At 63.9% G+C, this 15227-nt stretch carries 15 protein-coding genes; 8 read left to right on the top strand and 7 right to left on the bottom strand.

Annotated elements, in window-relative coordinates:
• Window positions 1–3 precede the first annotated feature (3 nt).
• Complete coding sequence (locus AAFM92_09285; protein ID MEL7300561.1) at window positions 4–510, top strand: GNAT family N-acetyltransferase; 507 nt, start codon at window positions 4–6, stop codon at window positions 508–510.
• Here the strand turns inward: AAFM92_09285 and AAFM92_09280 are convergent.
• The 6 genes from AAFM92_09280 to AAFM92_09255 form a co-directional block, all read right to left on the bottom strand.
• Window positions 507–1364 (bottom strand): fumarylacetoacetate hydrolase family protein, encoded by an 858-nt coding sequence (locus AAFM92_09280; GenBank protein MEL7300560.1) that lies wholly within the window; start codon window positions 1362–1364, stop codon window positions 507–509. The two genes, AAFM92_09285 and AAFM92_09280, sit on opposite strands and share 4 nt — an antisense overlap.
• 31 nt (window positions 1365–1395) lie before the next feature.
• Window positions 1396–2901 (bottom strand): sugar ABC transporter ATP-binding protein, encoded by a 1506-nt coding sequence (locus AAFM92_09275; GenBank protein MEL7300559.1) that lies wholly within the window; start codon window positions 2899–2901, stop codon window positions 1396–1398.
• Window positions 2898–3914 (bottom strand): ABC transporter permease, encoded by a 1017-nt coding sequence (locus AAFM92_09270; GenBank protein MEL7300558.1) that lies wholly within the window; start codon window positions 3912–3914, stop codon window positions 2898–2900. The genes AAFM92_09275 and AAFM92_09270 overlap by 4 nt, the downstream gene beginning before the upstream one ends.
• A 13-nt stretch (window positions 3915–3927) precedes the next feature.
• The gene (locus tag AAFM92_09265) at window positions 3928–4911 is read right to left on the bottom strand and encodes an ABC transporter permease (protein ID MEL7300557.1); all 984 of its coding nucleotides are present in this window, start codon (window positions 4909–4911) and stop codon (window positions 3928–3930) included.
• Window positions 4912–5006: 95 nt separating this feature from the next.
• Window positions 5007–5804: an SDR family oxidoreductase gene (locus AAFM92_09260; GenBank protein ID MEL7300556.1), complete on the bottom strand. Its 798-nt coding sequence runs from the start codon at window positions 5802–5804 to the stop codon at window positions 5007–5009.
• Window positions 5805–5880: 76 nt separating this feature from the next.
• Window positions 5881–6834: a sugar ABC transporter substrate-binding protein gene (locus AAFM92_09255; protein ID MEL7300555.1), complete on the bottom strand. Its 954-nt coding sequence runs from the start codon at window positions 6832–6834 to the stop codon at window positions 5881–5883.
• A gap of 302 nt (window positions 6835–7136) precedes the next feature.
• Between AAFM92_09255 and AAFM92_09250 the strand changes: the two genes are divergently transcribed.
• The 6 genes from AAFM92_09250 (at window position 7137) to AAFM92_09225 (ending at window position 13788) form a co-directional block, all read left to right on the top strand.
• Complete coding sequence (locus tag AAFM92_09250) at window positions 7137–8894, top strand: extracellular solute-binding protein (GenBank protein MEL7300554.1); 1758 nt, start codon at window positions 7137–7139, stop codon at window positions 8892–8894.
• 21 nt (window positions 8895–8915) lie between these two features.
• Window positions 8916–9722: an SDR family oxidoreductase gene (locus tag AAFM92_09245; GenBank protein MEL7300553.1), complete on the top strand. Its 807-nt coding sequence runs from the start codon at window positions 8916–8918 to the stop codon at window positions 9720–9722.
• Window positions 9723–9785: 63 nt separating this feature from the next.
• The gene (locus AAFM92_09240) at window positions 9786–11084 is read left to right on the top strand and encodes a Xaa-Pro peptidase family protein (protein ID MEL7300552.1); all 1299 of its coding nucleotides are present in this window, start codon (window positions 9786–9788) and stop codon (window positions 11082–11084) included.
• A gap of 1 nt (window position 11085) precedes the next feature.
• The gene (locus AAFM92_09235; GenBank protein ID MEL7300551.1) at window positions 11086–11850 is read left to right on the top strand and encodes an SDR family oxidoreductase; all 765 of its coding nucleotides are present in this window, start codon (window positions 11086–11088) and stop codon (window positions 11848–11850) included.
• A gap of 10 nt (window positions 11851–11860) precedes the next feature.
• Window positions 11861–12604 carry an SDR family oxidoreductase gene (locus AAFM92_09230; GenBank protein ID MEL7300550.1) on the top strand — a complete coding sequence of 248 codons (744 nt, stop codon included), beginning with the start codon at window positions 11861–11863 and terminating at the stop codon, window positions 12602–12604.
• A complete protein-coding gene (locus AAFM92_09225; protein ID MEL7300549.1) occupies window positions 12604–13788 on the top strand; it encodes an alpha-hydroxy acid oxidase in 1185 nt (394 codons plus the stop codon). The genes AAFM92_09230 and AAFM92_09225 overlap by 1 nt, the downstream gene beginning before the upstream one ends.
• On the opposite strand, the gene AAFM92_09220 is transcribed toward AAFM92_09225, so the two are convergent.
• Window positions 13785–14708, bottom strand: a complete 924-nt coding sequence (locus AAFM92_09220; protein ID MEL7300548.1) for an MBL fold metallo-hydrolase — start codon at window positions 14706–14708, stop codon at window positions 13785–13787. The genes AAFM92_09225 and AAFM92_09220 overlap by 4 nt on opposite strands.
• An 85-nt stretch (window positions 14709–14793) precedes the next feature.
• Between AAFM92_09220 and AAFM92_09215 the strand changes: the two genes are divergently transcribed.
• Window positions 14794–15222, top strand: a complete 429-nt coding sequence (locus AAFM92_09215; GenBank protein MEL7300547.1) for a DUF1801 domain-containing protein — start codon at window positions 14794–14796, stop codon at window positions 15220–15222.
• The last annotated feature ends 5 nt before the right edge of the window (window positions 15223–15227 follow it).

The raw sequence follows: 15227 nt of genomic DNA, 5'->3' as shown, positions 1-15227 counted from the left end.
CGGATGCTGACACCGCGCCTGGTTCTGCGGCGGTGGGTGGCGGAAGACGCGGCCGCATTGCCCGCAATTCTGGGCGATGCCGAGGTCATGGCGTACAGCGATCACGGCCCGCTCGACATAGCCGCACAGGCAAAATGGCACGCCGATGCCATGAGCGGAGCGGGAGAGGACAGCCCCGGGTGCGGCGTCTGGGCTGCCCAAGAGCGCGCGTCAGGCGCGGTGATCGGATATGTCAGCCTCAAGGCGGCGCCTGAGCGGCTGGGCCCGGATCACTGGGAGCTTGGCTTTCGCTTTGCGCGGCGCTCGTGGGGGCGGGGTCTTGCGACCGAAGCTGTACGTGCCGTTATCGGAGCAGCGGGCGATACGGAAGTGGTCGCAATTGTCGATCCCGACAACTCAGCCTCGGTGGCCCTGCTCAAGAAGCTCGGCGGCGTGCGGCAGCGCGACGTGATGCTTGAGGGCTATGACCACCCCGATCACCTCTACGCGCTGCGCCGTGGTCCGCCCTAGGCGGCGGGGAGAACGGTCTGTGTCTGCTGGCCCAGGCCGTCGATGCCGAGCGTCACGGTTTCTCCGCCCTTCAGGTAGCGCGGGGGCTTGAAGCCCATCCCGACACCCGGCGGCGTGCCGGTGGAAATGACGTCTCCCGGCTGCAAACTCATGAAGTGAGAGCAGTAGGTGATGAGGTGCGGCACCTTGAAGATCAGCGTGGCCGTGGAGCCTGTCTGCATGCGCTCGCCGTCCACGTCGAGCCACATGCCGAGCGCGTCGATATCTCCGACCTCGTCAGGCGTGACGAGCCACGGGCCCGTTGGGCCGAAGGTGTCGCAGCCTTTGCCCTTGTCCCATGTGCCTGCGCGGTCGAGCTGGAATTCCCGCTCGGAGACGTCGTTGACGACGCAATACCCTGCCACATGATCGAGCGCGTTTGCTTCGTCGATGTAGCTCCCGCCGCGCCCGATGACGACGCCGAGCTCCACTTCCCAATCGGTGCGCACGCTGTCGCGGGGGATCTGGATCGCGTCATCGGGGCCCACGACAGCGGAGGTCCACTTATTGAAAATGATGGGCTCTGCGGGGATGGGCATCCCGGCCTCTTCCGCATGGTCTGCGTAGTTCAGGCCAATGCAGATGAACTTTCCAATGGAGCCCACGCAGGGCCCGAGGCGCAGGTCTTGTTGCGGCATGCCCTCGACGATCGGAAGGGCAGCCACGTCAAGCTTCGCGATCGCAGCAAGCCCCTCGGGCGTGAGCGCATCGCCCGCAATGTCTGAGACATGGGCCGAGAGGTCCCTGACCCGGCCGTCGTGGTCAAGCAAGCCCGGTTTCTCGGCACCTGCGGCACCGTAGCGCAAGAGTTTCATGAACGCTCCTTGGTTCGTAGTTCGTGTCGGTTCAAGCGGCTCGATCGCCGGTGAGCCCGGAAATGGCCTGGATGAGATTATCCTCGGTCACTTCCTCGGAGGTGAAGGTGCGCATGACGCGCCCGGAATACATTGCCACGATCCGGTCGGAGACGTGAAGCACCTCCGGCATCTCGGAGCTGATGACGATGACGGCATAGCCCTGGGCGGCCAGCCCGCGCAGCAGCTTGTGGATCTCGGACTTCGAGCCCACGTCGATGCCGCGCGTGGGTTCGTCGACTATGAGCACGTTGGGCTGCATCGAGAGCCATTTGCCGATGACGATCTTCTGCTGGTTTCCCCCGGAGAGGTTCCCGGCCTGCGCCTTCCAGCCCGGCGCTCGGATATCGAGCTTTTCTCTGTAAAGATCGTAGATCGCGACCTCTGCACCCTCTGCCACGAAGGGCCCGGCGCGGAGGTCATCCACCTGGGGCAGAGTCATGTTGTCCCTCAGGTTCATGCCGAGAACGAGGCCCTGGCCCTTGCGGTCTTCGGGCACCAGCGAGATGCCTTTCGCGATGGCGTCTTGCGGCGAGGAGATGCGGACGGGCTGGCCGTCGAGCAGGATCTCGCCTGCAGAGGGGTCGCGAAGGCCAAAGAGCGTTTCCGCGATCTCGGTACGACCGGCACCCACGAGACCATAGAAGCCCAGCACTTCGCCACGCCGGACCTCGAAGCTTACGTCCTGGAAGAGCTTTCCGCAGCTCAGCCCGCGCACCTCGAGCGCGACGTCGCCGAGCTCGTGGTGCGACGTGTTGCGGCTCAGATCGAGACTGCGCCCGATCATCATGTTCGTGACGCTCTCCTCGTTCGAGGCGGCGGTTTCCACGGTCCCGACATACTGCCCGTCGCGCAGGACCGTGACGCGGTCGGTGATCTTGAAGATCTCTTCCATGCGGTGAGAAATGTAGACGATGCCCACGCCTTCCTTCTGCAGGTCAGCGATGACGTCGAAGAGGACGACCTTCTCCGCGTCGGTGAGCGAGGCGGTCGGTTCGTCGAAGATAACCGCCTTGGCATCCACGGTGAGCGCGCGGGCGATCTCGACCATCTGTTGATTGGCAATCGAGAGGTCTCCGACCCGTGTGCGCGCGTTGAACCCGACCTTGAGCTTTTTCAGGATGGCATCGGTCTTGGCGTAAAGCGTGGGCCAGTCGACGCGGCCAAAGCTGCGGCGTGGGAGCTCCCCGAGATAGATGTTCTCTGCAACCGTCAGCTCGGAGGCCAGCGAGAGCTCTTGGTGAATGAAGACGATGCCTTTGGCCTTGGCATCGAGCGGTCCGTGCATGACGACCTGCTCTTCTTCGACAAAGATGGCGCCCTCGTCTGGCTGATAGATCCCGCCAAGGACCTTCATCGATGTTGATTTCCCGGCTCCGTTTTCGCCCATGAGGGCGTGCACTTCTCCGGGCAGGACCGAGAATGAAACGTCGTCGAGCGCTTTGACGCCGGGAAACGTCTTGGTGATGTGTTCGAGGCGGAGGACGGGGTCTGTCATACCTTAAGAGCCTCCTTGCCCTTCACATTCAGCTGTCGGTCGAGGAAGAGCACGGCGATGAGGATGCAGCCGATGACGAGGTTCACGGTGGACGTGTCCGCCCCGATATGGCCCAAGCCCTTGCGCAGGAGCTGGATCGCGATCACCCCGCCGAATGTGCCGATGACGTTCCCCGCGCCGCCCGTGATCTTGGTGCCGCCAAGGACGACGGCGGTAATGACCCAAAGCTCATAGAGCTGGCCGTCATTGGGGTTCACGGAGCCCGACTCGGAGTAGAACACCACCGCCGAGAGCGCGGCGAGGAAGCCGATGATCGCGAAGTTGATCATCATGTGCGGGCCCACGCGTATGCCGGCATTGATCGCCGCCTCGCGATTGTCGCCGATGGCGTAGGCGTTTCGACCGTGGACTGTGCGGGTCATGACAAACCACATGACCAGCGTCACGCCGAGGAGAAACCACGTGGCAGTGTGGAGCCCGAGAAACTGCGCCTCCGCGAAGTCCACGAGCGTCCAGTTGAGGTGGCTTGTCGGGTTCTCGCCGTTGAACATGAAGACGATGCCGCGATAGCCGAGCATCGCGCCGAGCGTCACGATGAAGGCGTCGACCCCCGTTTTCCAGACGATGAAGCCATTAAGTGCGCCGAGGATCGTGCCCAAGGCGAGCGCCAGCAGCCATGCCACGGGGATCACCCAGTCGCCGAGCCCCGCGAAGATGGGCCAAGTCATTGAATCGAGCAGGATGATCGCGGCGATTGCGAAGGTTGCGCCCACGGAAAGGTCGATATTGCCGTTCACCATCACGATGGTCATGCCCATGGCGATGATGCCGATGGGGGCCGACTGCTTCAGAAGAAGCAGCATGTTTTCGTAGTCCATGAAGGCGGTGTCGGTGAGCGCGAGGTATTCGCCCGCCACGCTGAAGAAGATCAGTTGGAGTACGATGAAGCCCCAAATCGCGCCGCCCTTTAGCGCCTTCGAAAGCGCGCCGGGTTGTGAGAATGCGGTTGCCATGGCGTGCCCTCCCTCAGGCGATCGGCGACAGGAGCTTGCCGCGCTTGGCCGCGATATCGAGCCAGACCGCAAGGATGATGATGACGAAGGTCACCACGAACTGGACGTAGAACTGGAGCCCCATGAGCAGCAGGCCGTTCTGAATGAAGCCCAGGATGAGGACGCCAATCACCGTCTTGAAGATCGTGCCGGAGCCGCCGAGGAGCGACGCGCCGCCGAGGATGACTGCGGCGAGCACTTCAAGCTCTAGGCCTTGTCCAACCGTGTTCTGCGAGCCGAGCGACCGTGAGGCCTGGATCAGGCCCGCCGTCGCGACGCAGGCCGCCGAGATCAGGTAGCAGTAGAAGACGGTGCGCGCGCGCGGGATGCCGGAGAAGGTGGCCGCCGTGCCGTTGCCTCCCACGGCGTAGACCTTGCGGCCGAATGGGGTTCGGGCGAGCACCATGCCGAGCAGGGCGGCCACCGCGATGAAGATAAGGATGGGGACGGGGATACCGGCGATTTCGCCCTGACCGAAGATGGCAAACCAAGTGCCGTCCTTATCCGCGATATCCATGTTCTTGCCGCCCGAATAAGTGAGCGTCAGACCATGGATGGCCGACAACATCCCCAGGGTCACGATGAGCGAGTTGAGCTTCAGGTAACCCACGAGAAAGCCGATGATCGCGCCAAGGCAGAGCGTCATCGCGAACATGGCCGGGATCGCGAGGGCAGGGCCGATCTTGTCGTGAAGATCGAGGACCACGATCGTCGAGAAAGACATCATCGAGCCCACGGACAGGTCGAGATTGCCGGAGATCACGACGAAGGTGACGCCGAGCGCCATGACGCCCAGGATCGCCGATGACCGCACCACGGAAAACACGTTGTCGGGAGAGAGAAATCGCGCGTTCGCCAAGGTGAACACGATGATGAAAAGCGCAAATGCGATCAGGATACCGTTCTTCGCAAGAAGGCTCGCCACTTGCTGCTTTGTAAGTCCTGAAGGTTCGGTCATCTTGCCCTTCCCTGAGGCGCTGGCGCGCTCCGGTACATCGGTCATGTTTGTCTCCCAATGGCTGCGGCGGCACCTCTTTTCGGGTGCCTCCCGCGTCAGACGAGGGTCATGCCCCCGTCGATCATCACGATCTGGCCCGTCATGTAATCGCTATCGCGAGAGGCCAGAAATGTCGTCGTTCCGGTGATATCGGCCGGCGTCGCCACGCGACCGCGAATGATGTCAGCGGAGAAATTCTCCATGGCTTCGCCGGGCCGCTTGGCCGCGCCGATTTCCATGAGGTCCTTGTCCACCTGCTCCCACATCTCCGTGGCGACGACGCCGGGTGCAAAGCCCGTGACGGTGATGTTGTGCTTGCCGAGATCGCGTGCCGCGGATTGCGTTAGCGAGACGACAGCCCATTTCGACGCGCAGTAGGGTGCGACATTGTCAAACCCCTGTCGGCTGGCGATGGATGCGGTGTTGACGATCTTGCCGCCCGTGCCCTGCGCCATCATCTGTCTCGCGGCCTCCTGCATCCCGATCATGCATCCCATCCCGTTGATATCCATGATGAAATGCCAGTTGTCTTCGGTGACGTCCATGAAGTTCATCGGGCGGTTGACCCCGGCGTTGTTGAACTTGACGTCGAGACGGCCAAAGCGCTCTACGGTGTGGGCGATCATGGCGCGGACGGCTGCGCGGTCGGTGACATCCACCTGCGCGGACATGACGTTGTCGGCGCGGCCGTTCATGCGGCTTTTGTTGGCATCGGCCACAGCTGCGGCCTGATCCCCGTTGATATCTGCGAAACAGACTTTCGCGCCTTCGTCGAGGAGCGCTTCTCCAATGGCCCGCCCGATCCCTCGGGCCGCGCCTGTGACGATGCAGACTCGGTCTTTCACCCGGTCCATGCCAATCCTCCCTTCTCCAAACGTATGGACGAGGCACCCGGCATCACGCCCGGCGCCCCGCCGCTGGGAGAACGCTTTAGAAGACCGGCTTGGTGAACTCGGTCATGTTGTCCTGGGTGATCTTCGGCGTGTCGAAGTAGTTGAGGAAGGGCACTTCCTCGCCTGCCAGGACGTCGAGCGCGGTCTGGAGCGCTGCCTCTGCGTCATCGACCGGAGACTGGTAGATCGAGCCCCAGTAGTCGCCAGCCGCCATGGCGTCGTAGCCCACGGCAAAGTTGGTGGCGCCGACGAAGACGATCTCGCCCGCACGATCCGCGGCCCGGGCTGCGTTCAGGGCACCCACGCCCATGTTGTCGTCACCGGAATAGACGCCGTCGATGTCGTCATACTTCACGAGGAAGGCTTCCATGACCTGCTGGGATTTCTCGCGGTTCCAGTCACCGGGCTGCGTCTCCACGAGGGTGACGTTCGGGCACACCTCGGGAAGGCGATCCTCGAAGCCCTTCGCGCGCTCGATGGCGGTGGTGTAGCCCGGCTGGCCGGAAATCTGGACGACGCGCGCTTCGTTCTCGATGCCGAGGGCGGTGAAGCGCTCGCACATGATCTCTGCCGACCGCGCGCCTTGCGTGATGTTGTCGGGCCCGGAGAAGGACGCGACGAAGTCAAAGCCTTGCTCGGCGATGTTGGAGTTGGTCACGATGACGGGGATGCCGGCCTGGCTCGCCTTGCGCACGGCGGGGATGACGGCCTCGCCGTTGGTCGGCCAGATGATGATCGCATCCATTTCCTGCTGAATGAGGTCTTCCATCTGTGCGATCTGGCGGGCGACGTCCCCACCAGCATCGAGCACGACGGTCTCGACATCCGGGTTGGCGTCGGCTGCGGCGATGAACGCCTGCTCATACGTCGTCTGATAGCTGTCGACGCCCACGTTGTTCTGCGTGATGCCGATTTTGAATGTCTCGGCCGCGGCAGCCGTACCCAACAGGGCGAGGGCGGTGCTGGCTGCGAGAGTGGTCGTGGTCTTCATGCTGAGTTCCTCCCAAGAACTTTCAGTTTTGATTCTTTTTGACCAGAGCGGGGCCGATTCCATCAGCCCTGCAGTCACCACCTCAGCGTGCAGCCTTTAACGGCCCCGGCAGTGGGTGATTACTCTCATTATGGATATAAAAAAATCCATTTTGGATTTAATCTCGATACGGACTGATCAGCATTTTGATGATTGTGGAGGCCTATGAGATGAGCACCAAAGCGCTCGCGGAAAAAATATCCGAAACGGATCATTCTTCGCCGCTGTCGAAACTGCCCAAAGGACAAGCACTCAGTTCAAGCATGGACGTCGCCACCGGACATAGCAAGGTCGCCATCGCAGCGTCGGGGGCAGGATCGCAAGCCCACACCCTCGAGATGTTGAGCTTCCTCGATGCGCTGTCCGATGAGCTTGACGACGTGTTCGACCTGAGCCCGCCCAATGCCCACCTGCGAATGGCCCTGCATCTCTTGCGGGGGCATTTCGAAGGCAAGATCATCACGCCGACGGCGCTCATCGGCGCGAGCCACGTGCCCTACGCCACCGCAAACCGCCGCCTCAAGGACATGATCGAGGCCGGGCTCATCGAGCAGCGTCCGCGCACGAAAACGGGCAAGACATTCTCGATGCATCCGAGCGATGCCATGCTGTCCCAGTGGACTCAGCTGGGAAGCCGCGTGCGGCGCATCGCTGAGCAGCATTTCTGGCAGGGGCAAGAGGCGACCGAGGCGCAGGACTATTACTTCGGCGGCAGCTATGCGCGCGCGCAATCCATCCCGCCCCTGAGCGTCCGCCCCGAACCGCTGCGTCTCGCGGGCGGCGTGCGCGTCCTTGTCCATGGCGATCCCACCTTCATGGTGATGGATCAGCTCAAGCGGCAGTTCGAGCAATCCGTGGGCACGACGATCCACCAGCGCGCCTTTTCCATCGATCGGCTGCGTGAAGAGGCGAAGCGCAACGCCGCGCGCCCCACGAGCCGTTACGACATCATCGCAGTCGATCTCCCGTGGATCGGCGAGTTTGCGGAGGCGGGAATCCTGACCCCGCTCGAGGACGTGATGGACATAGAGCGCCTGGATCCCGCCGATTTCCACACGGCGGGCTGGCAAGGAGCCCATTGGGGCGGGCGGCCCTATGGCGTGCCGGCCCAGACGACGCCTGAGCTCCTCTTTTACCGGCGCGATTTCTTTGCCTCTGCCGGCATCGAGCCGCCGGCCACGACGGACGCACTACTCCATGCGGCGAGAACGTTCCACGAGCCGCGCCGCGGCCAGTTCGGGATCGCGTGGAATGCCGCGCGCGGCACGGCGCTCGGGCACACGGTGATGATGGTCATGGCGGATCACGGACAGCCGATCCTCGACCTCGATGAAATCGCTGGCGGGTTCGATACGGAACGCCTTGCGGCAGGCGATTATCGCGTGACGCTCAATACCGAGAACGGTCTACGCGCTGCGGAGTTTCTTCTGGAGCTGCTGAAATACTCGCCGCCCGATATTCTCTCGATGTCCTGGTACGAGCGAGTTCGGCCCTATGCGGCGGGCTCCGTGGCCATGGCTTACGGCTACACCTTGCTCGCACCCTATTTCGAGCTCGACGAAAGCTCCCCCGCCGCGGGTCAGACGGGCTATCTCCCGCATCCGGCGGCGCCGGGCGTGCCGCAGGTTGCCCCCGTGGGCGGGTACGTGCTCGGCATCCCAGCCAATCTCGCCCCAGAGCGCGTGGCGGATGCTGTCGAAGCGCTCACGATGTTCACCTCGCGCGAAGCACAGAAGCTTTACGTCCAGAACGGGAGCCGCACCAATGCGCGCTACTCCGTGGCCGCGGACCCGGAAGTGCGGCGTGCCTCGCCGATTTTCGACGCGGTCGATGGCATGTCATGGCGTGACGAGCTGCAGTTCTGGCCGCGCCCACCCGTGCCTGAGATCGCTGAGATCGCGCAGGTCTTCGGCGAGGAATTTCACGACATGCTGCGCGGGATCATCCCGCCTCAAGACGCGCTCGAGCGGGCCGAGGCCCGTGCTCAGGCGCTCATCGATAACAGGGCGAAAGGCCCGTGAGACCAACTCGGAGGAAAGACAATGGACACCACGCGACTGAGCGGAAAAAACATCCTGATCACGGGCGCCGCCCGCGGGATGGGCGCAGCCAATGCGGAGCATTTCGCGGCGCAAGGAGCCAATGTCTGCCTCGGTGATCTCAACCTCGAAGAGGCACAGGAGGTCGCGGATCGCATCAACAAGGCCGGCGGCGGTAAGGCCGTGGCCGTGAAGATGGATGTCACCAAGCGCGAGGACAACGCCGCAGCCGTGGCCGCGACGGTCGAAGCCTTTGGCGAGATCAATGTCGGCCTCTTTAATGCTGGCCTCAACAAGCCCCGCTTCTTCATGGATATCGATGAGGACAACTGGGACCTCATCATGAACGTCAACACCAAGGCGATGTGGCTCGGCATGCAGGAGACCGCCAAGCAGATGATCGCCCAGGGCAAGCGGGACTATCCCTACAAGCTCATCAACGTGGGCTCGATCGCCTCCCGGAAGCCGCTGGTGGATGTCACCGTCTACTGTACGTCGAAATACGGGTGCCTCGCGCTCACCGAATGCGGCGCCCTGGGCCTTGCGGAGCACAACATCACCGTTAACGGCTACGCGCCCGGCGTCGTCATCACCCCGCTCTGGGAGCAGCTCGACAAGGACCTCATCGAGATCGGCTTCAAGGAGCGCGAGGGGCAGGCCTACGACGACATCGTAGAGAACAACCTCGTCATCAAAAGGGTGTCCTACCCCAAGGACATCACTGGGACGGCTGCCTTCCTCGTCTCGTCCGACAGCGATTACATGACCGGCCAGATGATCTCCGTCGATGGCGGATGGGTCACGAAGTAGGCCCCGTCCCCCTCTTTCCCCCTTACCCCGGGCGCGCCTCATCGCGCCTGAAAGGAGAGCACCATGAACCTTGCACTCAAGCCCAATATGCTCACGCCCCAGGATCTCGAGCCGAACTGGGAGTGGCGCGACAAGATCCCCGCCTGGGGCCACACCTCTGTCGATTTCGAGCGCCGGATCGATCACGACCGCTTGCGCCGCTATCGCCTTGCGCGGACGCGGCAATCGCTTGCGGCGTCGAATGCGGGGTCGCTCCTGCTCTTTGACGTCAACAACATCCGCTACGTTTCCGCCACGAAGATCGGCGAATGGGAACGGGACAAGATGTGCCGCTTCTGCCTGCTGACGGGCGATGACAGCCCCTATGTCTGGGATTTCGGCTCGGCGGCGGTGCACCACCAGCGCTATTCGGACTGGCTCGAGCCAGATCATTGCCTCGCGGGCGTCGTGGGGATGCGCGGGACGATCCCGCCGGAATTCGGCCTCATGCGCAAATACGCCAAGATGATCGCCGAGCTCATCAAAGATGCCGGCATGGCGGATATGCCTGTGGGCGTCGACTATGCCGAGACGGCGATGTTCCACGCGCTGCGCGAGGAGGGGATCAACGTCGTCGACGGGCAGCAGATCATGCTGGCCGCGCGCGAGATCAAGAACTGGGACGAGATCCAGCTCCTGACGCAGGCGGCCTCCATGGTCGATGGCGTCTACCACATGATCTATGAGGAGCTGAAACCGGGCGTGCGCGAGAACGATATCGTCGCGCTGTCCAACAAGCTGCTCTACGAGATGGGCTCCGACGATGTGGAGGCGATCAACGCGATCTCGGGCGAGCGGTGCAACCCGCACCCACACAACTTCACGGACCGGCTCATTCGCCCGGGCGATCAGTGCTTCTTCGATATTCTGCAATCATACCAAGGGTATAGGACCTGCTACTACCGCACCTTCAATGTGGGTCGCGCGACGCCCTCGCAGAATGATGCCTATGTGAAGGCGCGCGAGTGGATTGACGCCTCCATCGCCATGATCAAGCCCGGCGTGACCACCGATAAGGTCGCCGAGGTCTGGCCCACGGCGGAGTCGCTCGGTTTCCCCAATGAGGACGCGGCCTTCGGGCTTCAGTTCGGGCACGGGCTTGGCCTCGCGCTCCACGAGCGGCCGATCATCAGCCGCGCGATCTCCCTCGATCACCCGATGGAGATCAAGACCGGCATGGTATTTGCGCTCGAGACTTATTGCCCCGCCACCGATGGCTATTCCGCCGCGCGGATCGAAGAGGAGGTCGTGGTGACGGAGACGGGCTGCGAGGTCATCTCGCTCTTCCCCGCGGAGGACCTGCCCATCGCCAACCGGTACTGAGATGGCAGGACCATTCGACCTGACGGGCAAACGCGCGCTCGTCACCGGCGGCGCGACGGGGATCGGCGAGGGCATCGCCCTCGGCCTCGCCGCCGCGGGGGCCGATGTGGCCCTCACCTACAGAAGCCACGCCCCCGAAGCGGTGCTCGACAAGATCTCCTCCCACGGGTCGGAGGCTGCGGCGGTCCAGGCCGACTTCGATGGCATGGACGCGGCAGCGGCGGCCAAGGTCGTGGACTTCGCGAAGGACGCGCTCGGCGGGCTCGACATTCTCGTGAACAACGCGGGCATCATCCATCGCGCGCCCTCGGTGGACTTTGGCGAGGACGACTGGCGCCGGGTGATGTCGGTCAACCTGGATTCCGTGTGGCTCCTGAGCCAGGCCGCCGGTCGGCACATGGTGGCCGAGGGCGGCGGCAAGATCGTGATCGTGTCTTCCGTACTCAGCGCTCAGGGGGGGCTCATGGTCCCGGCCTATGCAGCGTCGAAGCACGCGGTGATCGGACTGACGCGGGCGCTTTGCAATGAATGGGCGGGGCAGGGTGTCAATGTGAACGCGATCGCGCCGGGCTACACCGCCACTGACAACACGCAGGCTCTGCGCGACGATCCCGAGCGCTCCAAGGCACTCCTTGACCGGATCCCGGCGGGACGCTTTGCAGAGCCCGGGGAGATGGCGGGCGCCGCCGTGTTCCTCGCGTCGGATGCGGCGCGCTACTGCCATGGAAGCGTCCTGGCCGTCGATGGCGGCTGGCTCGCACGATGAAGGACTGAAGATGAGCCAAGACTTGAATGGAAAGACGGCGCTGGTGACGGCGGCGGGGGCGGGCATCGGGCGCGCCTCGGCCGAGACGCTGGCGGCCCGCGGCGCGACCGTGATCGCCACGGATATCGACGCGGACGCGGTCGAAAGCCTCGCCTCACAGCAGGGTGGGATCACGGCGCGGAAGCTCGATGTGACCGACGCGAAGGCCGTGTCGGCCCTTGTGGAAGAGCACGGGCCTATCGATGTCCTCGTCAATTGCGCGGGTTGGGTCCATGACGGCACGATCCTCGATTGCGACGATGCCGTCTGGGACCGGTCCTTCGACCTCAACGCGAAGGCGATGTTTCGCCTCATCAAGGCCGTCCTGCCCGGGATGCAGGCGGCGGGCGGCGGCTCCATCATCAACATCGCCTCGGTCGTCTCGAGCGTGAAGGGCGCGCCGCGCCGTTTTGCCTATGGCGCCTCGAAGGCTGCGATCATTGGCATGACAAAGGGGATCGCGGCGGACTTCGTCGGCGAGGGTATCCGTTGTAATGCGATCTGCCCGGGCACGGTCGAGAGCCCCTCGCTGCAGGAGCGGCTGCGCGCCACGGGCGATTACGACGCCGCGCACAAGGCCTTCACCGCGCGCCAGCCCATGGGCCGCTTCGGCACGCCCGAGGAGATCGCGGAAATGGTGGCCTATCTTGCCAGTCCCATGGCCGCCTTCACGACCGGCCAGGCGATCAACGTCGACGGCGGCTGGTCGAACTGATGGGTCTCGATCGCGCCGCTTCCATCGACGACCTGCGGGCGCGGGCCAAGGCGCGGATTCCGCGCTTTGCCTTTGATCTCGTGGATGGCGGCGCGGAGAGCGAGCGCAACCTGCGCCGCAATTCCGAGGCCTTCGAGGAGGTCGAGCTCACGCCACGCTACATGCAGGACGTGGGCCAGATCGACATGAGCGCCGAGGTGCTCGGGATGCGCTTCGACGCGCCCTTTGGCATGGCGCCCATCGGCATGCTCAACGCCTTCTGGCCCGATGCAGACAGGATGTTGGCGCGGCTTTGCGCGCGCCAGAATGTCCCCTATTGCGCGAGTTCGGCGGCCTCCACCACGCTGGAGGAGCTGGCCGAGGCGGCAGACGGCCATGGGTGGTTTCAGCTATACGTGTCGGGGGATGCGAGCGTCACCGAGGGCCTCGTGAGCCGCGCGGAGGCGGCGGGCTACGACGTCATGATCGTGACAGCGGACGTGCCCGCGGCGGGAAAGCGAGATCGCGACATCCGCAATCAGCTGAGCGTGCCTTTCAAGTTCACGCCCGACGTTCTGATGCAGCTCGCGGGGAAACCCTATTGGTCACTCCTCAGTCTGCTTCACGGGAAGCCCAATATCGCCAACTATGCCGACCTGCTGAAGGCGGCCACGTCATATGCAGACGTGCAGAAGACGCTGATCACCCCGTCCTTCAAGTGGGACGATCTCGCCAAGTTGCGGTCGCGATGGAAGGGAAAGCTCCTCGTGAAGGGCATTCTTCATCCGGACGACGCGCTGCGCTGTGCGGAGCTGGGCTGTGACGGGATCATCGTGTCCAATCACGGCGGGCGGCAGGTGGCGTTCGGGCCGCCCACGATCGAGGCCCTCCCCCCGATCTCTGCGGCTGTCGGAGGGCGCGTGAGCGTCCTTCTGGACAGTGGCATCCGGCGCGGGGCCGATATCTTGCGTGCGAAGGCGCGGGGCGCGGATTTCGTGCTGGCCGGTCGCGCTCTGGCCTACGGCGTTGGGGCGGGTGGCGCTGCAGGGGCAGCGCGGGCCTGGGACATTCTCACGCTCGAACTCGAACGCGCCCTGGGCCAACTCGGGGTGCCGCGCTTTGCGGACGTCGATGCCCGTGCCCTGACGAAGCACGCCGAGGATGCGGCGCCAAAAGGCGCCGCCGCCAAGGTGCACGTGCTCTAAGACGGCATCATCTGGTAGGTGACGGGTGTCCAGCGGAAGCCGTCTCCATCGGTCTCCACGTAGCCCACTGCCGGGAACGGCATGTGATAGCCCGCCATCGGGATGCGATCTGCGGCCAGCATGCCCAGCACCCGGCGCCGCGTGGCGGCTGCGGCGTCCTTGTCCCCGTCAAAGCGCACTTCCCAATCCGGATTGGCCAGCGACCAGACGTGGTGATTGGCCATGTCCGCAGTGATCAAGAGCTGATCGTCGCCTGACGAGATCATGTAGGCCATGTGCCCTGGCGTGTGGCCGAAGGCGGCCATCGCCGTGATGCCGCCGCGCACGTCCTGACCGTCCTCGAGGAAGGTCATCCGCTCGGCGAAGGGCGTCACCTTCGTGGCCATGGCCTGCCCGATGCGGTTGTCGCTGCCGTTCCAGAAATCGTACTCCACGCGACCGGTGACGTAGGCGGCGTTGGTATAGACCTCGCCCGCGTCATTCGTCATCCCGCCGATATGGTCGGGATGCATGTGGGTGAGCACGACATGGGTGATGTCCGACGGTGCGAGGCCCATGCTGACCAGCGCGCTCGGCACCCCGTCGCCGGGCAGGCCTGTATCGAAGAGGATCGTCTCCGAGCCTGTTTGCACCACGACGGGCGTGAACGAGCCCACGTAGCTTTCAGACGAGATGAAATTCGCAGCGGAGACCTCGGCGAATTCCTCGGCGCTGACATTCATCCCGAACGTGCCTTGAGGTTCGTCGCGGACACCGGAGCCCGCGAGGAGCGTCGTCACCGTGAAGTCCCCCACCGCGAACGTCCGAGCGACATTCTGTGGTGCGGTCGCGGCGTGGCCGCCAGCGGTGGCGGTCGCGGCGAGCGGCAGGAGTGGCGCGGCGGCAGCGGAGGCGAGGAGAGAGCGACGGGAGAGAGCCATGGATGAGATCCTTGCTGAACTATGGTAGCTTGGAGGTAGAGCGGCGTTCCGCCGCGTCCTGTGCGCCCCTGCAGAGGAGACCCCCGTGGCAGATAACAAAACTGCGATGACCGATGCCTCGCCCGAGGCATTCATCGCCGCCGTTGAGCACCCCACCCGCCGCGCCGATGCCGAGGTGCTGCATGCCATGTTCACCCGCGTGACTGGCTGGCAGGCGCGCATGTGGGGGCCCTCGCTGATCGGCTACGGGAGCTACCACTACCGCTACGCAAGCGGGCGGGAGGGAGACATGCTTGCCACCGGCTTCTCTCCCCGCAAGGCCAACCAATCGATCTACATCATGCCGGGCTACCAGGATTACGCTTCGATCCTCGCGCGGCTCGGCAAGCACAAGACCGGGTCGGCCTGTCTCTACGTGACGAAGCTCGCCGATATCGACCTCGACGTGCTCGAGGAGCTGGTGCGCACGGGCCTGAAGGACCTGTCCGAGAAGTACCCAGTCGTGCCGACCTGATACTG

Source organism: Pseudomonadota bacterium (assembly GCA_038533575.1).
In the GTDB taxonomy this organism is placed as follows: domain Bacteria; phylum Pseudomonadota; class Alphaproteobacteria; order Rhodobacterales; family Rhodobacteraceae; genus Shimia_B.
Note: the sequence above shows the minus strand (reverse complement) of the source record. Positions and strands in the feature narration are given on the sequence as shown.

Bases quoted from the DNA above. Each gene is read 5' to 3' on its own strand.
- AAFM92_09285 (MEL7300561.1), top strand. From the start codon at position 4: ATGCTGACACCGCGCCTGGTTCTGCGGCGGTGGGTGGCGGAAGACGCG.
- AAFM92_09280 (MEL7300560.1), bottom strand. From the start codon at position 1,364: ATGAAACTCTTGCGCTACGGTGCCGCAGGTGCCGAGAAACCGGGCTTG.
- AAFM92_09275 (MEL7300559.1), bottom strand. From the start codon at position 2,901: ATGACAGACCCCGTCCTCCGCCTCGAACACATCACCAAGACGTTTCCC.
- AAFM92_09270 (MEL7300558.1), bottom strand. From the start codon at position 3,914: ATGGCAACCGCATTCTCACAACCCGGCGCGCTTTCGAAGGCGCTAAAG.
- AAFM92_09265 (MEL7300557.1), bottom strand. From the start codon at position 4,911: ATGACCGAACCTTCAGGACTTACAAAGCAGCAAGTGGCGAGCCTTCTT.
- AAFM92_09260 (MEL7300556.1), bottom strand. From the start codon at position 5,804: ATGGACCGGGTGAAAGACCGAGTCTGCATCGTCACAGGCGCGGCCCGA.
- AAFM92_09255 (MEL7300555.1), bottom strand. From the start codon at position 6,834: ATGAAGACCACGACCACTCTCGCAGCCAGCACCGCCCTCGCCCTGTTG.
- AAFM92_09250 (MEL7300554.1), top strand. From the start codon at position 7,137: ATGGACGTCGCCACCGGACATAGCAAGGTCGCCATCGCAGCGTCGGGG.
- AAFM92_09245 (MEL7300553.1), top strand. From the start codon at position 8,916: ATGGACACCACGCGACTGAGCGGAAAAAACATCCTGATCACGGGCGCC.
- AAFM92_09240 (MEL7300552.1), top strand. From the start codon at position 9,786: ATGAACCTTGCACTCAAGCCCAATATGCTCACGCCCCAGGATCTCGAG.
- AAFM92_09235 (MEL7300551.1), top strand. From the start codon at position 11,086: ATGGCAGGACCATTCGACCTGACGGGCAAACGCGCGCTCGTCACCGGC.
- AAFM92_09230 (MEL7300550.1), top strand. From the start codon at position 11,861: ATGAGCCAAGACTTGAATGGAAAGACGGCGCTGGTGACGGCGGCGGGG.
- AAFM92_09225 (MEL7300549.1), top strand. From the start codon at position 12,604: ATGGGTCTCGATCGCGCCGCTTCCATCGACGACCTGCGGGCGCGGGCC.
- AAFM92_09220 (MEL7300548.1), bottom strand. From the start codon at position 14,708: ATGGCTCTCTCCCGTCGCTCTCTCCTCGCCTCCGCTGCCGCCGCGCCA.